Here is a 19,559-nt window from a genome sequence, read left to right on the forward strand (position 1 = left end):
ATGACACCTTCAAAACTCGAGTACTCGATGATGAAACGTGTAAAATCGAATCTAGGTATTTCTAATACCTAACTCCTAGTTTAAATCAAATGAAAACAATACTCATTAACCTCTTCACATTTTTTATTGTGCTGTCAGCTTCGGCACATGCTGTCTTTATTGAAACTTCGCTGAAAGGAACCAAAGGAAAGCTCCATACGGTAAAAATCGTTTATGGTGAACCCGATGAACATGAACTTATCTCAAAATGGTGGTGGTATAAAGACGGTACGCAGATTACGTTGACATTGATCAAACCTGATGGAAGCACAGCCGCCTTGATAACAACGGCTCAAGAAGATCACTTATTGGCCTCATTCACTCCTGACCAAGAGGGCGTATACCACATTACCCTAAAAAAAGATACTGATCGCAAAGAAGGAGCCAAAACACAGTATCAGATCAATGCGATAGCGACGATCCAAGTCGGAAATTCCACTATTGGAAATACAGCGACCACTATCGATAATGAATTGTTTGTCTTTACGAACAACATAGTTTCTAAAAATAAAAAAGAGCTGTCGTTGACTTTATTCGAAAAAGGTAAACCTGCAGCAAATACAGCTGTTCAGATCATTGCACCCAGCGGATGGATTAAATGGCTGCAGACAAATGACCAGGGTATAATCAAATTCACGCCAGAATGGACTTGTAAATACTTTGCGGAAGTATCGAAAAGGGAAAAAGCTACAGGACAAGACTTTGAAGAGTATAGCCGCGCAAGCTCAATGAGCTTTGCCGTAAACTAATGTGGACATGGCTGTAAGAAAGAAGAAAAATAATTCGCTGTTCAGGCAGATCAATAATTGGTTGCACCTTTGGCTGGGATTAATTTCAGGTAGTGTTGTATTTGTGATCTGCCTGATGGCCTGCCTTTGGGTTTTCAACCATGAGATTATCGATCTTGTTATCCCGAAAAAAGAAAGGCAATATATCCTTGCTTCCAGCCAGTCCTTGATTTCGCCGTCAAGGATCGTGCGAATAGCGGACTCACTCTATCCGAATGCTGTAGTAAGGGGCATTACCTATACCCGGGATCACCCCATTTCCCTTACCCTCAAAAAAAAGGAGCAAGAGGACAAAGGCAAAGAAGCTAATTCAAAAGCAAACGCACAGGTGCATCTATTACACCCATATACAGGCCAATATCTAGGTTTGCAAACAGAAGACAATTCCAAGGAAGCGCAGCTAAGAGAAAAATTGAACAGCTTTTTTGCATGGACGCTGAGTGGACACCGTTTTCTGTGGCTTCCCAGAGAAATTGGACGCCCCATTGTAAACTATGCGACCTTGGTCTTTAGTATTACCTTAATCACAGGATTGATCTGGTGGTATCCAAAAAAATGGACAAAATCAACTCGGGAAAAAAGCTTTCGGATCAAATGGAAAGCTGGTTGGAAAAGAATTAATTTGGATCTGCATAATGTGGTTGGCTTTTATTCTTTTATTTTGATTCTATTATTGGCTATAACTGGAATGTATTATGGTATCGAGTGGTTTAACAGAGCCTTGTATTGGTCAACAAACTGGGGAACGCCGCTAGCCGAAAGAACTTCTGTCCAATCCGATTCAACAAAAATTGGTCAAATAGCCCTTTTTTCGACAGCTTTTGATCGAGAGATTGAGACGATTTTAACCCAATACAAAGATCCACACTACTTGACAATCACCTATCCAGACAAGGAAAAAAAGGACGCTACAATTTCGGTCTATATTCGCAATGATATGGATCGACAGTATAACAATCGCTATTATTCATTCGATCAGTATAGCGGAGCATTTCTACCCAATAACATTTCCTTATTCAACAAGGATTTTGCCGAATTAAGTGCAGGTGAAAAATTCAGAAGACTCAATTACGATATTCATGTAGGGTCAATTTGGGGATTCCCCACAAAAATGCTGGCTTTTGTACTCACCTTTATTGCAGGTACGCTTCCTATTACAGGCGTCATTATATGGTACAATCGCAAATGGGGAAAGAAAAAAGGCAGCAATAAATTGGGCAGGGAATTGCATAGCGGGGAAGAAATGAACGTATCAAATACGAACATACAAACAACAATACGAAAACCACCGATTCGTTTCCGTCCAAAATCCACAAACCTTTAGGTTTTCGAATCACTACTATTTAATTTATGCTTAAACCGGTTCTTTCTCGAAGAGGACAAGGGACACGATTATTATGACGAAATCTACATTATTATCTATATTACTTTCAGGCGCTGCCACTGGACTTGTCGCGCAAACAAAGTTATCTGGAAAAATATTTGACAAAGACGGGCATCCAATCAAAGGTGCCACAGCCAGTCTTTTACATTTAGCTGATTCTTCCTTGGTCATGCAGGCAGATGCAGCTAAGGATGGCTCATTTCTACTGCATACGCCTAAAAATGGAAATTATCTTATACGCTATAGTTCAATCGGCTACACAACAGTACATAGTCGAGCATACCAGTTAGCTGGAACCGAACACACAGCGCCCCCCATTTTTTTACAACCAGTTGAACATCGGATGGAAACCGTACATGTTATTGGAAAGCAAGCTAGTGTACGTCAGTATGCCGATAAAATGGTAGTTGATGTCGAAGGAAGTGTATTAGCTGAAGGCAACAATGTCCTCGAATTATTGGAGAAAACACCGGGTCTTGTTTCGGATGGGAAAGGAAATTTTTCAATTCAGGGTCGCGCAGGTGCTAACGTACGCATTAATGGTCGTGATATGTATGTTTCCGGGGAACAGCTTGCCAGTATTTTACGCGGACTGCAAGCATCCGAAGTCTCCAAATTGGAACTGATCGGTAATCCTTCGGCACGTGAAGATGCCGCGGGAACTGCCGGCATAATTAATATTGTTACCAAGCGAAATGCAAAGGCCGGCTTTGGGGGTGATGCCTTCATCCGAGCCGGACAGGGCCGACAATTTTATGGTGGTTTGGGCGGTGGACTACACTACAAAGTAAATGGGCTAGATATGTACTTGCAGGGAAATAAGAGCTTTGATCGGAGCAATAGCCATAATCTTACAGAAAGAAGTTTTTTAAACCAGGGTAATTTAACCTCTTTTCAGAGACAACACGAACGTAAGAAACTCGATGATGCCAGTTTTCATAGTGTTCGTGCTGGGGCAAAATATGAATTTTCGGATGGTGGAGTTTTGGATGGAAGTGTACATTGGATGACGGGCAATTATAAACCCTATGCATCTATCGAGATGGATACCTGGGATTATCCAGCCAATATTCAGACAGCGCATGCAATCAGTAACAACCGTTTTGACGAGTCGTTTAAAAACTGGACATTTAATATCAATTATATTAATAAATACGAAGGAGAAGATCACTTTTTAAAATTCAACTTTGACTTTGCTCCACACGGAAACGATTATAATAACCGGTTTGAAACCGATCAGTTTAATTTGCAAACAAACACGCAATCTTCAACAGGGAGGACAAATATTCAGGACTTGAGCAATACGACCTATTCCGGAAGGCTTGACTACAGTAAAGCGTTAACAGATTCAAGCAAAATTGAGCTCGGCTGGAAAGGAACGTATTTCTTTATCAACAACGATGTCATAAATACGCTATTGGATAATGGCAAATGGATACAGGACGATGCAACCTCAAACCGCTTTCAATACACGCAGCATATCGAAGCGTTATATGCCATCTACTCTGGCAAATACAAACGAATAGAATATCAGGCTGGCCTGCGGGGAGAATATACATTTATAAATGCCAATCAGGTCACGTTGAACAAAAAAAATGACCAGCGCTATTTTGATCTGTTTCCAAGTGGATCATTGTTATATCATCTAAATGAGACAAATACACTAAGAACATCCTTTAGCAGCCGTATTGAAAGACCGGGTGATCATGACATCAACGTATTTCGAATTTACGAAGATGCCTATAGCTACAATGAGGGAAATCCTGACCTGAAACCCGAAAAAAGCTATATTACGGAAATTGGTCACGGTTATAGGAACAAATTGTTCACCACAGTAGGTATTTCATATGGACGTGACATGATCAACTGGATTATCCGCCAAGGCGATAAAGTTGGTGAAAACTTGTCGAAACCAGAGAACATTGGGCGTTATATGAACTATAGCGCAAGTGTAATGTATAACCAAACGTTACGATCATGGTGGACAGCAAGTCACTATGTCAATGCATTTTACAACAACTACTCCGGAGAAATTGGAAATGTAAACCTAGATTCTAAAGGCTCAAGCTGGACAGCGAACAGCCGGCATACGCTGCAATTTAAATATGAATTTCGCAGCGAAATTGCATTTTATTATCGATCGGGAATTACTACTGGACCTTCCCGAACGGATAAAAGGTATGGTATAGATGTCGCCACGGAGAAAAAAATGTTTGGAGATCGCGGCATGATCAAGCTGACCGCAAATGGCCTGCTCAGAAATGCGAACCCGCAGTTGGTTAGTGAATATGGAGACCTTAAGGTATTTTATGCTGACTTTCCGGACAACAGAAAAGTCTTATTGTCACTGAGCTACCGATTTGGAGACTAAAGAAGTTGGAACTGCAATTTTGTCATATTAATTAGACTGGCATAAAAAATGTAATACTATAGATTCATAATTTAGGTTTATAATTGGTTAGTTAAAACGCTTGAATTTCCCCGATTCAAGCGTTTTTTGTTCCTAAAAATTAGCTTATAGGGTCTAGGAGACCTTCATCGGTATTCGCCATTGCCACCAGTCTACCTTGTATCTTCCAAGCGGGGAAATAATAAAACCTGAAAAATGGAAACATATTACAAAAATCACATTATATTAAACCTATATCCTGGCGAAAATCATCTGCATTTGTCAAACAATCTTATCTTTAATAGAGATAGGAAAACGGTAAATGATTATTGATTTTCAAGTGCCCAATTGGCCATTGCCTGAATAACAGGAAATAAACCTACCCCTGCCGGACTTAAGCGATAGATCACAAAAGGCGGAACAACGGGTTTTGCCTCCCTTAAGATCAATCCATCCGCTTCCAATTGTTTTAAACTCTGAATGAGCATTTTTTCTGTAATTGCAGGGATACATTTTTTAAGTTCACTATATCTCTTACAATCCGTAGACAGATGATAGATAATAATTGGTTTCCAATATCCGCCGATCTTATCCATTGTGAAAGTTACAGGGCATAATTCCGCTGCAATTTTTTTGTTTTCCTGAATCGTCGATGTCTCCTTAATTGCTGTCATGATTGTCTTGTTTATGCGTTTAGCATACTTACTATAGGGTAAGTACTTCCTTAAAAGAAAGTACAAATGTACTTTTGTATTATCACATATAAAAAATTAAACGATGAAAATTACAATAACAGGTTCTTTAGGAAATATAGGCAGACATTTAGTCGATATTCTTATCAAACAAGGTCATGAGGTAAGTGTAATCAGCAGTTCTCCTGAAAGAGCGAGCGAAATTGAACATTTGGGCGCTAAAGCGCTTATTGGTTCTATCTTTGATGTTCCTTTTTTAACAGCGAGTTTTTCAGGTGCAGATGCTGCTTTTCTGATGACTCCTCCCAATTTAGGTGGCCAACATATTGTTGAGAATACCGCAAATGCAGGAAAAGCCTACGCGACAGCCATAAAGTTGGCTGGCTTAAAAAAAATAGTGATGTTAAGCAGCGTTGGTGCTGATTTTGATGCTGGAACAGGACCAATTCGCGGTTTGCACCAAATTGAAGAGATATACAAAACACTACGCGATGTTCATATCACCTTTTTGCGTGCCGGATATTTCTACACGAATTTTTATAACGATATTCCATTAATCAAAAACGCAGGTATTGAAGGATCAAACTTCCCTTCAGAAATAAAAATTCCATTGGTTGATCCCTTAGATATTGCTACTGCCGCAGCCGATGCGCTCCAAAATTCAGAAGTCGGACATCACGTGCGTTATATTGTTAGCGATTATGTTTCAGGAGCAGAAATTGCCCACACATTGGGAGCTGCTATTGGTAATCCAAACCTGCCATGGATTGAATTTACCGACGAACAAGCTTTGGACGGTATGTTAAAGGCGGGACTTCCAACAGAAATTGCATCACTCTATGTAGAGATGGGGCAGGCAATCCTTGCAGGAAAATTACAACAAGATTTTGAAATTCAGGGTCAGCCTATCTATGGTAAGATCCAATTAAATCATTTTGCCATTGATTTTGCTAAACGATTCCAAAAACTATAGATCAATAAAAAAGGGTATTTTAAGTTGTAATAACTAATAAGATCGGCCCTTTTTTATTAAATTTAATAGAGATGAGCACGATATTCACTCGGACTCATCCCTATTAAATCTATTGAACTAAACATCCTGCGCAGCTCTCTGAATAGGTTATGAAAAGCTTGAACTTCCTTCGTATCATACCATTAAAATTATCCATGTGCCTAAAGTTAAACGGAAATACTCTTTATTAAAACAGAATACAGGTCTTCAGGCTTGACAGGTTTGATTAACCAGCAATTTATAGCCAGAGAATGACAAAGCGGTTCTATGTCTTGCTCTTCAGCACTAAAAATGGGAATTATGTTGTGCTCAAAATTGTTATTAAATTTTTTTTCGCGAATATTCTTTATTGTTTCGATACCACTGATAATAGGCAATTGATTGTCGATCAAGATAGCGTCAAAACAGCGTCCCCCTTTTAACATCTGTAATACTTCAAATCCAGTTTTTGCCTGTACGCTATCAATATTCTTTAAAGATAACATCCGAGCCAAAGCATTTCGTTCAGATTCTTCTTCTGCAACAACGAGTACACCCTTTATTTTTTTCAATCCCTCCCACTCATTTATTTCCCAAATAGAACGCACATGAATGTTGAAAAAGAAACGGCTTCCTACACCAAAAGTACTCTCCAACTTCAATTCACTGTCCATCATTTTAAGCAATTTATTCGATATCGTCAGTCCTAAACCAGTGCCGCCATAACGTTTAGTCATCGAGTTATCTTCTTGCGTAAATGCATCAAATATCCGCTCCAATTTGTCCGCTTTGATACCTATGCCTGTGTCTTTGACACTAAAGCACAGAACAGCCTGGTCTGTATCATGTGATTCTACTGTAATGCTTAGCTCAATGGTTCCTTTCTCGGTAAATTTTGTGGCATTACTTAATAAATTCATCAATACTTGCTTGATGCGAAGAGCGTCAACCCAGATATAATGCGGTACATCGGCAGCGATATTCAGATAAAACGCTAGATTTTTGGTTTTGATCTGCAGATTAAGAAAGTTCGTCAACTGAATAACCAGGTCGTGGAGATCGGTCTGTTCAATTTCCAGTTCTAACTTTCCGGCTTCAATTTTAGAGAAGTCCAAAATGTCATTTACGATGCCAAGCAATAAATTAGCGGATTGATCAACGATCGTAAGGTATTCCCGTTGCGTATCCTCCAATGCTGTTCCAAGCAATAAATCGGTAAAGCCGACGATTCCATTCAGCGGTGTACGAAGTTCGTGGCTCATATTTGCCAAAAATTGTGATTTCGCTGCATTTGCCTGCTCGGCTACTAATTTTGCCTTTTCCAGCTCCTCGCGTTGATGAATAATCCGACTAATATCTGTCGCAATCGCAAGATAACCGATGACATTGTCGTTAATATCCCTAATATGAGTAACTGCTAAGGAAACATATAATTGAGATCCATCTTTTCGACAATAGGTCCACTCTCTCTGCTCAGCACCGTGTAGCTCTGCCATATCTACAAAGAAACGAAGTTTATCTACCGAACGTCCCAATTCGACCTCCAGTTCTTTCGTCCTCAACACGAGCTCCTCTTCTAAATGAAAGTGTGCAAGACCAAATTTACCAATCACTTCTTCACTACGATATCCCAAGAGGTTTTCAGCCCCTGTATTAAACAATGTAATTACACCTGCGTTGTCGGTCGCAATAATACCGACAGCAGAAGTTGCATCCAACACTTCTGCAAGTAGTTTTTTTGAATTTGAAGACTCTGCTTCGATACGTTTACGCTTATCAATATCCTGAAAGGTACCGTATAAACGTACACAATGACCATTTTCAAAATCAGCATTTCCCAATGCACGTATCCACAGTTCATGACCAGGGAAGGTGACAATCTCTAGTTCCAAGTCCCAAGCTTCTCCCGTAGCGAGTGCCTGTTCAATTGCAGTCCGTATTTTATTTCTACTTGCTCCCGCTTTATAGAACCGTAACGCAGTTGTCAGCTCTGGTTCATAGTCTTCGGGTACCTCATGAATTTCTCTCGTAATTTCGGACCAAACAATCTTCCCATCAGCAGGCGTATATTCCCAGCCTCCAATTCTAGCTACCCTTCCAGTCCGCATCAATGTCGCCTGTGCATGCTTAAGCTTCTTTTCTAGAAAATGTTGTTCTGTAATATCTACTGCATTACCAATCACATAAGGTATTTTTTTTTCACTGGCCTGGAGAATATTGTTAAACATCCAGATACGCATGTCACCCGAACGAGTCATGGTACGCATTTCTCCTTTGATTGTTCCATGCCGAACAATCGCATCCAGGTAGTCCTGTAAATTCTTGTGCCCCTCCGATGGAACAATATCAAAAAGAGATAAAGTCTGAATCTCATCTCTCGTATAGCCTAAGATCCTGGCTCCAGCATCATTGACGCTGATGAAATTCCCTTTCAGATCATGGGTACACATAAGCCCCTGAGAATTATCGAAAAATGCTTTCAGCTTTTGTTCACTTTCCTTGTATTTTTCTTTCTCCTTTCTGTTGACAATAAGCGTAACAACTTCATCCCGGAGAAGGGTTAGAATTTCTCTTTGATGCTGGTCGAGTTGCCTTGGAACACGATCGATAACACATAGCGCACCTAAGGCATAGCCATTGGGATCGATTAAAGGTAAACCAGCATAATAACGGATATTTGGTTCTCGGGTAACAAGCTCATTGGATTTGAAACGTTCGTCTTTTTCAGCATCTTCAACTTCCATCAGTTGATCTTCTTTTAGGGTATACTGGCAGAAAGATACATCCCGTCTGGTTTCTTCAGTCTCCAAACCAACGCGCGACTTAAACCACTGCCTGTCTTTATCCACCAACGAGATCAATGAAATAGGTGTACCGCATACAAGCGATGCAATTTTTGTAATGCGATCGAATTCTTCCTCTGTTGCAGTATTTAAAATTTCGTACTCATGCAACACGCGTATTCGATCCGATTCATTTGTAGGCGACAATTTAGCATTCATACAAAAGCCTGTATTCGTTATTAGTTTTATCTTCGAAATCTTTATAGGTTCTAATATCTAGCTTGCTCTAGCGTATAAATAATATTTCACTAATCTTCCAATGATTGATTTAATCATTCCCACGCCCAACTAAAATATATTTTGTATTAACACTCCTGATTCTATGGTAAAACATCGAAAACCAGCGCTAATAGCATGATAAATATAAACATGAACACCGCTACGTTAAAATAGTTTTAAATAAAAAAACAAACTATTAGATTAAAAGTCTACCAACAATAAGTACTCCACTCCCGCCTACCTTTTGCGCTTAAAATTATCCAAAGCCAACTGTTATCCTTTCCTAATAACACGCCATATGAAACGAACATGCAATAAATGTAACGAATAATATATACCTGAGTCGATTGAAAATAGAAATCATCAAAATCTTTTAGGACTGTTCTGTCTTTGGCGCCCATAAAGGAGAAGATTATATCAGTTTTTCAATGCGAAAAAAATATTTTAAAAAAAATTGAACTTGTGAAATCCAAGCTTTCCAAAAAGTCGTAAATGGGTATAAGTACAGAGAAAAAATTATAAACTAAAAGACTTTTGTTATGGAAAAGATAACCTCCCACAACGAAACACTATTGAACTCCAATAGTGACATGGACAAAAGAGATCTCAGACGAAGAGACTTTTTAAAATATGCAGGAGCCAGCGCAGCGACATTAGCCATACTCGGTATGTCGAGCTGTAAAAAAGACCACGACGATGGTATGGATAACGGCGGCAAGGGCATGTATTTTGGCAGCGGCGACATTGCTATCCTAAATTATGCCTATGCACTTGAACAACTTGAAGCCGCATTCTACATCCAGTTAGTCAATAATCCTTATAGCGGTATGACGGATATGGAAAAATCTTTTTTCACCGATATCCGTGATCATGAAATTGCACACCGTGAGTTTTTCAAAGTGGCCTTGGGTGCAAAAGCCATTTCAAGTCTCGAATTTAACCTAGCTGGCGTCAATTTCAGTAGCCGTGAAACAGTACTGGCAACAGCAAAAACATTTGAAGACCTTGGTGTTTCGGCCTACAATGGTGCTGGTTGGCTAATCAAAGATGTCAATTATTTACTATTGGCAGGTAAGATTGTTTCCGTTGAAGCACGACATGCTGCTTGGGTCAGGGATATGATCGACAACGGCAGTTTTGCCAATCAAGAAGTAGTGGATTCAAATGGTCTTGATCTCGCAAAGAGTCCAAGCGTGGTGCTTAGTGCCGCTGCACCATTTATTAAGTCCAAGATTGATGTTAGTGATCTACCAACCTATTAATTCACCCAAAATCTGATTATCATGAATCTCTTAAACGTTTTTGAACAAATAAATGCTGTAGATCCTGAATTCAGCGATCGCATCAGCCCTCGCCGTGAAGCAATCAAAAGTTTGGCTTCCATGAGTAAAAAAGTAACCTTGGCTGCCCTGCCCTTTATGATAGGTGAACTCTTTAAAAAAGCCTACGGTGCCACTGCGCCCACAGATGTAAATGGAGTACTCAACTATGCCTTGACATTGGAATATCTCGAAGCAGAATATTATACAATGGGTGTTGCCAAAGCAGGTCTTATCCCCACAGGTAAACCACTTGGTGCGATAACCACCATTCGTGACCATGAAGTTGCACATGTGAATTTTCTTAAACAGGTACTGGGAAGTAAAGCTGTTTCAAAACCAACCTTTGATTTTACTGCTGGTGGCACTTTTGGCAATGTTTTCAGTGACTATGACACATTTTTAGCTGTCGCACAAGCATTTGAAGATACTGGTGTAAGAGCTTATAAAGGCCAGGCGGGAATTTTACTTGGCAATCGCGTTGTACTGACTGCTGCGCTGCAGATCCATTCGGTTGAGGCAAGACATGCCTCCCATATCCGTCAAATGCGCCGTGCCCGCGGAGGTGGAGCCGCCAATCAAAAACCTTGGATTACGGGAGGCAATGACAGTGGTATAGGAGCAGTTGTCGATCCGGTATATGCAGGCGAAAATAATGTGACACAAGCGGGAGTGGATATTACGACTTTGCCAGGCGCCTCGGGGAAAATTTCGACCAATGCGGCAACCCAGTCATTCGACGAACCTCTAACTGCAGAAGCTGTACTTAATATTGCAGGTTTATTTATAAAATCCTAACAAAAGACGTAGTTTACCTGTTTTTAGCATGTCCTGATCGGTTTATCCCATCAGGGCATTTTTTTTATATACTCCCCATCACACATAATGCACTGAGCGTTGGCGCATCTTTTCCGCCTTCATCTTCCAGTGTAATGGCAAAAGCCTGAGCTTGGGGAATATCGAGCATCTTACTTGCCGTGTCTCCTTTTGAGTCCAATGGAAAAACACCTGCATTAACAGGTTTACCGTCAACCATTGCCCACAACTGATATTGCTTTCCTTTAGGTGCAACAGGCATATGTTCAATACTCAGATAAACTGCCTTTGATGTCTGATCCCAAAATACCAAAGCACGGTAATCGGGTTTACTTTCTACGCCCTTAAGAGGGATTGTTTTGATCGCTGGGTTTTGAACGAGTGCCCATTTGTTCTGTAATGTCGCTACTTTTTCTTGTTCAGCATCAAGTAAGGACGTCGTCTGATTTAACTTATTTGCTGTATCCTGTTTGCGTTGATATAAGAAAATATTAGCACCAATACTAACAGCTAACAATAGACTCGCTGCAACCATCCACGTATACGACCGAGCACCGAGCGTTTTCTTGTCGGCACCGATAGCAATTACTTCGCTATGGCCTGTCGAAGCGGGCGCGAGTACTTCGTTGACTTCCTGATCTTCGCTTGGCACAAGATTTTCCGCTATGAGTTTATTCCATATATCTTGTTTGAACTGCATAGGCATCTCCATCGCTTGGCTATCAGCCAACTCTTCGAGTGCAATTTCTGCTTCGATGATGGCTTGTTCCACTTCGACATTATTTTTTCGAATACAATTCAAGATGCTCACTTCCTCTTCAGAAGCCAGCCCCAAAACGTACGATTCAATAATCCCCGACGATATGTATGCTCTAATATCCAAAATTAACGATACTCCTTTAGTAATTGTTGTAACTGTATAAATGCCGCTCTGGTACGAGTTTTTACCGTTCCCAGCGGGACATCAAGTTGTTCAGCTATTTCTTGTTGTGTATATCCTTCATAGTAGGCCATCTCAATCAAGATACGCCATTCAGGCTTCAATTTATCTAAAATATTTCTGAATCCAATAAAATCTGCTTTCGTATGTAGTTCGTCCTGACTTTGATCTTGTTCTTCCTCCCTATTTACGATATTTGAAAGCGGTTGGTTTTTCTGTTCGTTTACGATCGCTTTTGATTTTCGATGATCGAGGGCTGTATTACGGGCAATGTTGATCATCCAGGTATAAAGACGGCCTTTTTCGGCATCGAAAACATCGATGTGTCTCCAAATTTTGACAAATACGTCTTGTATGACTTCTTCCGCATGCTCAGTTGAAGCCACTATACGACAAACCACACCAAAGAGCGCATTGGCATAGTGATCGTAAAGATAACTAAAAGCCTGCTGATTCTTCTTTTTCAACAAAAGAATCAATGTTTCTTCAGAAAGGTTGTGTAATGGACTCAAATTTCACGTTTATAATGATCTAAAGATGGATATTAAAAATCAGAAAAAAAAGCAACTAAAATAAAATAAGTTAAAGTACCTATAAAAAAGGTTAAAATACCTACTATACCATAGCATATATGCGGATGGCACTTGTTATTCGTGTTTTTACATTGTTCAATTCCTGTTTTGGGTTATTTAATTCTACTAGTTGTCCAATTAGAACGGATCAATTTAACTTAATTAGGCCAGATAATCAGCTTGTAGTTTTCATTTTCGGCTAACCTGGTATACACAGTTAGATTTACTAAAATTCATCTAATAGCTTAATTTACAAGAAGAATTACCCTTGGAAATTGGATTTATCAACAGCATATCACATGTTGCCAGATAAAATTCATCAATTAGCTGGATAATCAAATCATCTCTTTCGTTATTAATAGCTAGTCCCACCCAATTTTTTGAGGGAAGATATTTACTTCGGGTCCATTGAACAGGCTGTTCTATTTGTTTTTCTGAACGCAACCATTCTAATCCACTATCATTGAAATATATCTTTTCATTTGACAAATCCATCACGATGAAAGGTCTTTTCTTAAAATAGAAAATGCTCATATCAAGATCTGCAATTACATTCATTCGAATATGTTTTTTGAGATGCATATATGCATTTATACGGGTTAGTGTTGACATCTATTTATCTTATTGGCTATAATAAAATCGTCATAAATTTCCATGAACATTCAAAGCAGGCGAAGTGTTCATCAGACGAGAATCAAAGATATTCGAACCAGCGGTCTAAGTGGGGGTATATTTTGTTCTAATAGGTGGAAAAAAATGTTAATGTAAGTTGAAAATACGACGGATAAAACCACTAATTTACCAAGCGAAAGGATATGTGTTAGTTTGCCGCCTTACAGGTTTCGGCGAATCGTAAAATGCCTGCACGGATTGTAAATACCACCATTGAACCAATGTTGCAATGGTTTAAATTTGATAAACAACAAAAGATATGCGAAAAGACAGTAAAAGCAGGTCATTTATTAAAAAAATTCTAGGCTTAATTAGTCTTATCCTTATGGTGACAAATAGTAAAGCACAGCAAATCACGCACTACTTTCCAAGCGGAAAAGATAAGGCAAAGACAATCAGTGGACAGTATGGTGATAATAGCGGAATTTGTCTTTTTGAAGATGGCAAATTTCTGTTATATGGTTATGCTACATCTGTTTTCGGGTCCTATATTTTTGAAAAAGATTACCTGCTTTTCTATCCGGATGAAGCCCCTTTATTTCAACTGTATGGGCGTCACAATGCTAACTTCAAAGACAGTACTCGTTTCAATTTGGCAGGTTTTGAAGGCGGGAAAACTTATGTACAATTTGATAATGACAGCACACATCGGGTTTTCAATGACAAGGCAAACTGTTTCAGCCCCCCTTTTGTTCATCAGGAATCCAAACCGGTTCAATCGCTTAAGTTTATTGTACAAAGTCAGTATATGGAAGATGATAGCACTTATCAAGTCTTTCAGTATACCAATGCAGGAAAATTCAATGATTTTATAGCTGCTTATAACAAACCCCAACGTGCGCGTCAAAATTTTAGTGCTTATCTATATTTAGCTGAAGGTAATAAATTAGCGATCAGGCTTTCCAATTATGGTGGAGAAAGAGGTTTTTTAAGAGAAAATCAAGACGGTTCAAATCAAGAGCATTGGAACGAAATATTGGCCATGAGGAAGGATTATGATCAGTCAAACTATACCGACCCCACAGAAATATTTAGCAATGCACATTACACAATATTTTACCCTGACCTCGAACAGTACATTTTAGATCCTGTCACCAAAAGATATATCAGCAAGTTTGCATCAGACAATGAAGCATTTTTTGCGGGAAATCCTGAGCAAGACGATCGGTATTTAAATAAGTACATCCGGCAGGGTCTGTCCTTTCTGCAAGATGAAAGATTCGATAAATCAAAACTAGCTAAGACCAGCTTATTCTTTACGAGCTGTGACGAACCTGAAAAATCATATCATTATGAAAATGGATCACAGCAATAATCGCTCAAAAGCCACAGCAATGATTCAAATAGGATTTTAGCACTAATAAGAGTAACAAACAGTGGCATAAACGGCAATTAATACTAGCGTGACCTCTTAAATATGGCTTAATTTTGGTAGTAATAACCGGATAACATATACACTAGTTTTATTTCGGCAAAGATGATGAATTATATAACGATTATTATTGGACTGGGAATTTGCTCACTGGCAAGTTGTGCAACTCAAAAGGAAAGTATTGCAAATAGAAAAGAGACAGAAAGTGTATCCTTAGCTGAGGGACAAAGAATATCATTGCGAGAATATCCGATCAAGATCAAATTTAAAGGTATTTCAGAAGATAGCCGTTGCCCTGAAGGCGTCAACTGTATTTGGTCTGGAGTTGCGGTAGCAGAAATTGAGATCGCAGAAAAAGCAACCGAACCCACGATTATAAAGCTCGCTACAATAGATTTACAGGATAGAGGCTATCAAAGAACTGCCAATACCAACGGATATACCATTTCATTACAAGATATCGCCCCTTATCCGAACAAGGAACAAGGGACACAAACGCTACGGGGTAACTACAAAATCTCTGTTATCGTACAAAAAACTGTAAAATAAGCCCTTAGCAGTTTGCTAGCAATCGTCCTATGGCAATAGTCATTGAAGAATGACTCAATTTTTTAAAATACCAATACATATATTTTAATTATATGCTTGGATACTTATTGGTTCATTCCTTGAAAAATAATACCTTTGCCAAAACCTCATTTATGAAAAAGTTTTTTAAATTTATTAAGATCACATTTTTTTCTATACTGGCCATTATTGGGCTATTATTCCTCTATTTTTTCATTTCCAATCGGATATTTATAGGAAATACCAATGCGGAAAATATATCGTATCTCAAGCTCCATAAAACGGAGATTAAGGATCGTATTGTAGATTCTCTATTCGACAATAGCTTCTATAATTCGGATATTTTTTTACTTGGGGAAATTCACGGCTACGCAGACAATCAAAAGTTGGACAAAGAGCTGCTATTCTATTTGAACAAAAAACTCGGTGTTAAATATTACATTGCTGAGATGGATAGTACAAATGCCAATAAACTAAACAGCTTTTTATCCAAGCCCCTAAAAGATAACGCCCTACTGAAAGATGTGGTTAGCTCCATTCGCAAACGTATTCCGCAACAGTCTAGTTTAGAGCTATATCAAAAATGGGGTGAAATTTATGATTATAACCGCAACCTTCCCGATTCGGCAAAAATCACTGTTATTGGCATAGACAAGAGCTTTACAGCGGATAAATCTGCCGTGCCCAGGGACTCAGCTATGCTATTAAATTTGGAATTTTATATTAAAAATCACCATATCGATGGTCAAAAATTATATGGATTATTTGGTTTCTTTCATGTTTTACAAAAAGGAAAGGATGCAACCAACGATCCTTTTGCTACACGCCTGAAAAATAAAGGATATAAGGTCTCTAGCTTTGTTAGTTATACCATTGCTAGTGAAATGTATCTCCCAAAGCATCCTCAATTTCCAACCCCTGCAGATGAAAAAGTAGATTGGGTAAATGCAGATGGCCCACTTATGCTCGTAAAAGGCATTCAGGATCTAAAAGAATTAAGTCGACCAAATAGTATATCATTGTTTAAACTCAATGCAGCACATTCACCCTATGCTACTTCTCAAAATTTAATAACTGTAAAATCACGGCTTTTTGGCGAGAATATCATACCCGCTGAGAAAACTCATACAACTGATTTTTTTCAATATGTATTTTTGTTGCGAAATTCAAAGGCCTTAACAAAACTTGATTAGGACAGCAAGCATTTCATCGAAAAATCGGGTAAACAGGCCGTCTGTAGATCATGTGATCAAAGAGACAAGCATCCTAATGAAAAATATTCCATTCATAAACAGGATGATCCGTATTTAAAAGAAGGAATCTAGCTTATCGACTTGCAAGATATCACTTTGGTTTATATATTTGCGACATCATAAGAAATCCTAATGCGGAAGTGGCGTAATTGGTAGCCGCACCAGACTTAGGATCTGGCGCCGCGAGGCGTGGGGGTTCGAGTCCCTTCTTCCGCACAAAAAAACTCCCGAGCTCATAAGTTCGGGAGTTTTTTTTTAGAAATTAGTTCTTAGCTACACGATTTAAACCGACCAGTCAAATGGTTTTGTACAAGGATCACATTCAAATTTTAAAACCTTGCCTAGACTTTTGGCTTTTTTCCCTTTTTTCACAAATACATACGCTAAATCTACATATTCTTCCACTTCCACTCCGCTTTCGTCTCTACCTTTTACGATAACAGAATAATATTTCCCATCAGGATATTGCTTGAAAAATACTTCGTTTACAGTAATCTTTTTCGGTGCTTGATTGTCGCAGCAGCTACACCATAAAATAACAATGGGTTCTTTCTTAAGATATGCAACTGCGGTTTCCGCTTGTTTTTGTGTTAGGGCCTGGAGTTGGTCTGCTTTTGAGAATAAGGCTGTGCATAACAACAAAAGAAGAAAAACGGTCTTTTTCATACAAATAGTTTTAAGTTTAAAAGAATTCATCAGCAAAGACTATGCCTGTAGATGCACGAAAAATAACAGCAGCTTTCCTTAGGAATGAAATAGTCGGTTATTTCTTCGCTAATTCTGGGCAGCGTATTGGATTTACCCTAACAGAAAGGCCTTATAAATTAACAACTTAAAAAACCTGTTCTCAAGATACAAACGGTGTCCCTAATAGATGGCGTTAGTATCTTGAGAACAAATTAATATTTTATTTTTCCCAAACCAATGCACTTGCGCCAAGAATAGCAGCATCAGCTTCTTCCAATTCACTAAAGACAAGTTTCACTTTATTCCTAAACAAAGGAAAAAGATTTCTTTCCATGTGCAGCTTCGCAGGTTTTAAGATAAAATCACCGGCTTTAATTACCCCACCAAATAGGAGAATTGCTTCAGGAGATGAAAACATGACAAAATTGGCCAGGGCCTCACCCAGCTTCTGTCCCGTATATCTAAATACTTCGATGGCAATCGCATCCCCTTTCAAAGCACATTCATGAACAGTCTTCGAATTTATAGCATCTTCTGGATACTGATTTAACATCGACTCAGGAAATTCAGCTCTCATTTTCTTTGCCGTGATCGTTATTCCTGTCGCGGATGCATAAGCTTCTAAACTTCCTTCAGAACCTGTGCTCCAATGCTTCCTTCCTCCAGGTTTAACAATGGTATGGCCTAATTCTCCAGCAAATCCGTCATGACCATAGATAAGCTTTCCGCCGGCGACGATACCGCTGCCGACACCTGTCCCTAGGGTAATCATAATAAAATCTTTCATTCCCCGCGCTGCACCAAAAAGCATTTCACCATAGGCTGCAGCATTGGCATCGTTGGTTATGGTACAGGGAATGTTAAACTTAGCGGTCATTAAATCACTGAATCGAATGACACCCTTCCAAGGAAGATTTGGCGCATGGTCTATGGTTCCAGTATAATAATTCGCATCCGGAGCACCAACGCCAATTCCATCAAAGCTATCTTTACCTCCAAAATTTTCAATTAAAGGAGATGCTTTTTCATACAACGCATCGATAAAATCCTCTACTGTCTCATAATCATCTGTTTTTATGCTTCCCTTTTCAAGTACTTCACCGCGATGATTGACCACGCCAAATTTCGTATTGGTCCCTCCGATATCTATTCCCACCGCTACGCGTCTTGATAAATCTATTAACGACATTTCTATTTCTTGTTTCTTAGTTCTAAAATTACTAAAAGATAATATTTTATGAGCAGTCGACAAAATCTTCTTGCCATTTTATATCTGTAGGGAACGCTATTTATGATCACGAGCAATCCGATCAAAGTTGGATGTGTCCGGCATCGCTACTTTATTTTACCGCCTACGCACAACAAATTACCAAAGGCGGCATAGTTTTAGCACGTTAAGAATAGTTTAGGCCCTATATTTATATTTTTTAGTACAACAATAAATTTATGAATAAAATATTACGATTTTTTGATCTACACCAAGGTGAAGAAAAAAAGGAAGCTGTTCTGGAAAATGTTGTCAGCAATATTTCTTTTCGCGGAGCTAATGCCTGGATTCTAGCCTGCGCGATTGTAGTGACGTCTGTTGGATTGAACGTAAATTCTACTGCCGTCATTATAGGAGCCATGCTGATATCTCCGTTAATGGGGCCAATAGTAGGAGCTGGATTTGCCTTAGGGACTTTTGACTTTCCGTTATTAAAAAAATCGTTAAAAAATCTACTGATCGCCACATTGATCAGTTTAGTCGTGTCGTTTATCTATTTTCTTTTAAGTCCCTTCAAAGAGGCACAATCTGAATTACTAGCACGCACATCACCCAATATTTACGATGTCATGATTGCAATCTTCGGTGGTCTGGTCGGTGTCATTGCTATTACAAGAGTGGATAAGGGCAATCCAATTCCCAGAGTAGCAATTTTGCAACAGCCCTGATGCCTCCGCTCTGTACCGCGGGCTATGGGCTCGCAATAGGCAATTTCAGCTATTTCGCCGGCGCATTATTCCTATATATAA

17 protein-coding genes, 1 tRNA gene and 1 pseudogene are annotated in these 19,559 nt (G+C 39.1%); 12 read left to right on the forward strand and 7 right to left on the reverse strand.

Going from position 1 to position 19,559, the window contains the following annotated elements; translation table 11 throughout:
* Positions 1-89 precede the first annotated feature (89 nt).
* From M2419_RS05110 to M2419_RS05120, 3 genes are all read left to right on the forward strand, one after another.
* On the forward strand, positions 90-788 hold the full coding sequence (locus M2419_RS05110; RefSeq protein WP_259254419.1) for a DUF4198 domain-containing protein: 699 nt from the start codon (positions 90-92) through the stop codon (positions 786-788).
* Positions 789-795: 7 nt separating this feature from the next.
* A complete protein-coding gene (locus M2419_RS05115; protein WP_259254422.1) occupies positions 796-2,151 on the forward strand; it encodes a PepSY domain-containing protein in 1,356 nt (451 codons plus the stop codon).
* A gap of 73 nt (positions 2,152-2,224) precedes the next feature.
* Entirely contained in the window at positions 2,225-4,582 is a 2,358-nt protein-coding gene (locus M2419_RS05120; protein ID WP_259254423.1) for a TonB-dependent receptor domain-containing protein, read from the forward strand.
* A 344-nt stretch (positions 4,583-4,926) separates the two neighbouring features.
* On the opposite strand, the gene M2419_RS05125 is transcribed toward M2419_RS05120, so the two are convergent.
* Positions 4,927-5,274 (reverse strand): helix-turn-helix domain-containing protein, encoded by a 348-nt coding sequence (locus tag M2419_RS05125; RefSeq protein ID WP_075993765.1) that lies wholly within the window; start codon positions 5,272-5,274, stop codon positions 4,927-4,929.
* A 103-nt stretch (positions 5,275-5,377) separates the two neighbouring features.
* On the opposite strand from M2419_RS05125, the gene M2419_RS05130 reads away from it, so the two are divergent.
* Positions 5,378-6,265 carry an NmrA family NAD(P)-binding protein gene (locus M2419_RS05130; RefSeq protein WP_182330926.1) on the forward strand — a complete coding sequence of 296 codons (888 nt, stop codon included), beginning with the start codon at positions 5,378-5,380 and terminating at the stop codon, positions 6,263-6,265.
* Between the two features lie 206 nt (positions 6,266-6,471).
* Here M2419_RS05130 and M2419_RS05135 read toward each other — a convergent pair whose 3' ends face one another.
* Positions 6,472-9,285, reverse strand: coding sequence for a PAS domain S-box protein (locus M2419_RS05135; protein WP_259254426.1), 2,814 nt, complete (start codon positions 9,283-9,285; stop codon positions 6,472-6,474).
* Between the two features lie 599 nt (positions 9,286-9,884).
* Here M2419_RS05135 and M2419_RS05140 point away from each other — a divergent pair.
* Both M2419_RS05140 and M2419_RS05145 read left to right on the forward strand, forming a co-directional pair.
* Entirely contained in the window at positions 9,885-10,607 is a 723-nt protein-coding gene (locus M2419_RS05140; protein ID WP_075993770.1) for a ferritin-like domain-containing protein, read from the forward strand.
* Between the two features lie 21 nt (positions 10,608-10,628).
* Positions 10,629-11,462, forward strand: a complete 834-nt coding sequence (locus M2419_RS05145; RefSeq protein WP_075993771.1) for a ferritin-like domain-containing protein — start codon at positions 10,629-10,631, stop codon at positions 11,460-11,462.
* Between the two features lie 64 nt (positions 11,463-11,526).
* Here M2419_RS05145 and M2419_RS05150 read toward each other — a convergent pair whose 3' ends face one another.
* The 3 genes from M2419_RS05150 to M2419_RS05160 all read right to left on the reverse strand — a co-directional run bounded on the left by M2419_RS05150 (position 11,527) and on the right by M2419_RS05160 (position 13,550).
* Positions 11,527-12,363, reverse strand: coding sequence for an anti-sigma factor domain-containing protein (locus tag M2419_RS05150; protein ID WP_182330924.1), 837 nt, complete (start codon positions 12,361-12,363; stop codon positions 11,527-11,529).
* Positions 12,364-12,365: 2 nt separating this feature from the next.
* Positions 12,366-12,932, reverse strand: a complete 567-nt coding sequence (locus M2419_RS05155; protein ID WP_075993773.1) for an RNA polymerase sigma factor — start codon at positions 12,930-12,932, stop codon at positions 12,366-12,368.
* Between the two features lie 297 nt (positions 12,933-13,229).
* Entirely contained in the window at positions 13,230-13,550 is a 321-nt protein-coding gene (locus M2419_RS05160; protein WP_259254428.1) for a hypothetical protein, read from the reverse strand.
* 439 nt (positions 13,551-13,989) lie between these two features.
* Here M2419_RS05160 and M2419_RS05165 point away from each other — a divergent pair, with 439 nt between their 5' ends.
* From M2419_RS05165 to M2419_RS05180, 4 genes are all read left to right on the forward strand, one after another.
* Positions 13,990-14,979, forward strand: coding sequence for a preprotein translocase subunit SecD (locus M2419_RS05165; RefSeq protein WP_182330922.1), 990 nt, complete (start codon positions 13,990-13,992; stop codon positions 14,977-14,979).
* 162 nt (positions 14,980-15,141) lie between these two features.
* Entirely contained in the window at positions 15,142-15,585 is a 444-nt protein-coding gene (locus tag M2419_RS05170) for a hypothetical protein (RefSeq protein WP_182330921.1), read from the forward strand.
* Between the two features lie 152 nt (positions 15,586-15,737).
* Positions 15,738-16,796, forward strand: coding sequence for a hypothetical protein (locus M2419_RS05175; protein ID WP_259254429.1), 1,059 nt, complete (start codon positions 15,738-15,740; stop codon positions 16,794-16,796).
* Positions 16,797-16,990: 194 nt separating this feature from the next.
* Positions 16,991-17,072, forward strand: a tRNA-Leu gene (locus M2419_RS05180).
* Positions 17,073-17,138: 66 nt separating this feature from the next.
* On the opposite strand, the gene M2419_RS05185 is transcribed toward M2419_RS05180, so the two are convergent.
* Entirely contained in the window at positions 17,139-17,522 is a 384-nt protein-coding gene (locus M2419_RS05185; protein ID WP_145330466.1) for a hypothetical protein, read from the reverse strand.
* 241 nt (positions 17,523-17,763) lie between these two features.
* A complete protein-coding gene (locus M2419_RS05190) occupies positions 17,764-18,732 on the reverse strand; it encodes an ROK family protein (protein ID WP_182330919.1) in 969 nt (322 codons plus the stop codon).
* Between the two features lie 257 nt (positions 18,733-18,989).
* Here M2419_RS05190 and M2419_RS05195 point away from each other — a divergent pair, with 257 nt between their 5' ends.
* Together M2419_RS05195 and M2419_RS05200 are read left to right on the forward strand one after the other, a co-directional pair.
* Entirely contained in the window at positions 18,990-19,478 is a 489-nt protein-coding gene (locus tag M2419_RS05195; RefSeq protein ID WP_259254433.1) for a DUF389 domain-containing protein, read from the forward strand.
* Positions 19,478-19,528: pseudogene (locus tag M2419_RS05200) on the forward strand (hypothetical protein); the annotation flags it as partial. The gene M2419_RS05195 and the pseudogene M2419_RS05200, both read left to right, overlap by 1 nt.
* Between the last annotated feature and the right edge of the window lie 31 nt (positions 19,529-19,559).

Origin of the sequence: Sphingobacterium sp. BIGb0116 (genome assembly GCF_024808035.1) — a bacterium.
In the GTDB taxonomy this organism is placed as follows: domain Bacteria; phylum Bacteroidota; class Bacteroidia; order Sphingobacteriales; family Sphingobacteriaceae; genus Sphingobacterium; species Sphingobacterium paramultivorum.

Bases quoted from the DNA above. Each gene is read 5' to 3' on its own strand.
- M2419_RS05195 (WP_259254433.1), top strand. From the start codon at position 18,990: ATGAATAAAATATTACGATTTTTTGATCTACACCAAGGTGAAGAAAAA.
- M2419_RS05115 (WP_259254422.1), top strand. From the start codon at position 796: ATGGCTGTAAGAAAGAAGAAAAATAATTCGCTGTTCAGGCAGATCAAT.
- M2419_RS05110 (WP_259254419.1), top strand. From the start codon at position 90: ATGAAAACAATACTCATTAACCTCTTCACATTTTTTATTGTGCTGTCA.
- M2419_RS05165 (WP_182330922.1), top strand. From the start codon at position 13,990: ATGGTGACAAATAGTAAAGCACAGCAAATCACGCACTACTTTCCAAGC.
- M2419_RS05145 (WP_075993771.1), top strand. From the start codon at position 10,629: ATGAATCTCTTAAACGTTTTTGAACAAATAAATGCTGTAGATCCTGAA.
- M2419_RS05135 (WP_259254426.1), bottom strand. From the start codon at position 9,285: ATGAATGCTAAATTGTCGCCTACAAATGAATCGGATCGAATACGCGTG.
- M2419_RS05120 (WP_259254423.1), top strand. From the start codon at position 2,225: ATGACGAAATCTACATTATTATCTATATTACTTTCAGGCGCTGCCACT.
- M2419_RS05160 (WP_259254428.1), bottom strand. From the start codon at position 13,550: ATGAATGTAATTGCAGATCTTGATATGAGCATTTTCTATTTTAAGAAA.
- M2419_RS05190 (WP_182330919.1), bottom strand. From the start codon at position 18,732: ATGTCGTTAATAGATTTATCAAGACGCGTAGCGGTGGGAATAGATATC.
- M2419_RS05140 (WP_075993770.1), top strand. From the start codon at position 9,885: ATGGAAAAGATAACCTCCCACAACGAAACACTATTGAACTCCAATAGT.
- M2419_RS05130 (WP_182330926.1), top strand. From the start codon at position 5,378: ATGAAAATTACAATAACAGGTTCTTTAGGAAATATAGGCAGACATTTA.
- M2419_RS05125 (WP_075993765.1), bottom strand. From the start codon at position 5,274: ATGACAGCAATTAAGGAGACATCGACGATTCAGGAAAACAAAAAAATT.
- M2419_RS05170 (WP_182330921.1), top strand. From the start codon at position 15,142: ATGATGAATTATATAACGATTATTATTGGACTGGGAATTTGCTCACTG.
- M2419_RS05185 (WP_145330466.1), bottom strand. From the start codon at position 17,522: ATGAAAAAGACCGTTTTTCTTCTTTTGTTGTTATGCACAGCCTTATTC.
- M2419_RS05175 (WP_259254429.1), top strand. From the start codon at position 15,738: ATGAAAAAGTTTTTTAAATTTATTAAGATCACATTTTTTTCTATACTG.